1 pseudogene is annotated in these 1,955 nt (G+C 42.4%); it reads left to right on the top strand.

Annotation, left to right across the window (positions count from 1 at the left end):
• Positions 1 to 22: 22 nt before the first annotated feature.
• Positions 23 to 1,955, top strand: a pseudogene (locus ACNPNW_RS06420) (VCBS domain-containing protein); the annotation flags it as partial.

The raw sequence follows: 1,955 nt of genomic DNA, 5'->3' as shown, positions 1-1,955 counted from the left end.
CGAAGAGGCAACGATTCAAGACATGACGATTCGAATCGCTCCTGTGACGGATAATCCGATATTCACCATGTCTGGAGATAGTATGGTGGGTGAGGGTGAGACAGCAATCACAAGTTCTATTACACTCGACCCTGCCGATGGAAGTTATGGTAAGGTTGTCGATGGTAAAATGTATGTGCAAGTCAATGCTGCTGATACAACCGATGCCATGGAAGGTGGTCAGCTATACATCACGGGTAGTACAACACCACTTGTTCCACAAAGTGTAGATATTGATGGTGATGGTACACCTGATGGTGAGTTCTACGTCATTGACATTGGTGAAAATGGCGGAACAGTAGACTTAACGTATACCATGCCAGATGGTGAGAAAACTGTACCAGGTAAGGTATCATTTACTGCTTATGCAAAAGTACAAGAAGACGATGCAGATGAAAAAGCAGTCAGTGTCACGGGTTCTGTGGAAGTTCAACTGATCAATAATGGTGTAAATGTTGTTTCACAAAACTTTATTATTGGTAATGAGTCAGAACTGGCAACTCAAGCCAATGCAATTGAGCTGACTGGTGCAGGTGGACTAAGCGTGAGTTTGAACGATTCAGATGGTTCAGAGTCTTATGGTGCAATTTTGCTATCTGATGTTCCAAATGGCTTCTTGGTTTATGTCGGAGATAATGCGGAATTCGCAACGCTTGCAAGTAATGCAGGTGGTGATGGCACAACCAACACTTGGGTACTCTCAGAAAGTGGTGGACTACCAGCTTATGTTGCGATATTACCGCCGATACACTGGAGTGGTACTGTTGGAAACTTACAGTTGGTTGTAACTTCTGGTGAAAGTAGCTTATCTCCTTTAACTGAAACCAAAGACATTGGAGATTTGGTGGTTAATGCCGTAGCCAATGGCGTTGATATCAAACCGACTCAAACTTTCGGTAAAGAAAATGAGATTATTCCACTTACCCTGAATGCATCGATGCATGATCCAAAAGTTTCAGAAATTGCAAATGACAGCAGTACTGAAACTATGACCATTAAACTCACAGGTCTGGGTCAATATGCCTCTTTTTATATCGATGGTGTACAGATTTCATCTAGTCAAATTACAGTAAGTGGAACTGGATCAAGTACGACTTATACCATTACAGGTTTAACCCAAAGCAATATAGATAAGTTAGGCTTTAAACAGGCGAAAGCAGCTTTAACTGATCAGGATTCAGCGACTGCAGGTACACAAATCGGGGTAGAAGCATGGACAGTTGAAAGTGGTGCTGGAAATAGTGAATCTATTCATGTTTTTAAGAACATTACTGTAAATATGACGGCCCAAAAGGCTACAACAGGTAATGATACCTTGCTATATACAGCAAGTAGTATTAATGCTGGAGCAGGTACAGATACGATTCAGCTCCGTTCTGGTGAAACTGTATCAGGTGCTACTTTGGCAGCAAATCTGAAGAATGTTGAAGTGCTGGATTTGTCTGTAAATGGAGCAAATAATATCACTAGCCTGACAGCATCACATGTATTGACCATGACTGATGCGGCACATACCTTGAAGATCAATGGTACTGCTGAGGATACTGTTGAACTTGATTCAGGCTGGACAAAAAGTGCAACCAATAATGGTTATGTGACATACACCAGTACCGTATCGGGTACGGCTGTCACTTTGCTGGTGAGTGAAAATGTTCTTACCCAATATGGAGTAAATCCATTCTCAGCGAGAAGCTTCAGCGTAGCTGAAACCAGTTCGGATGATGTGATTGTGGCCAAAGCGGGTAACGATACCATTACGACGGGTCAGGGTCACGATACATTGATTTATAATGTGCTAGTTGCGAGTGATGCCAAAGCGGGGCATGGTATTGATCATTGGACAGATTTCGGTTTTGGGTCTACCGCAACAGATAGCAATGCCGAAACGATTCAATTCTCATCAGAATTCTTTAATG

This window comes from Acinetobacter endophylla, from assembly GCF_053543775.1.
This window is presented reverse-complemented; position numbering and strand designations above follow the sequence as displayed.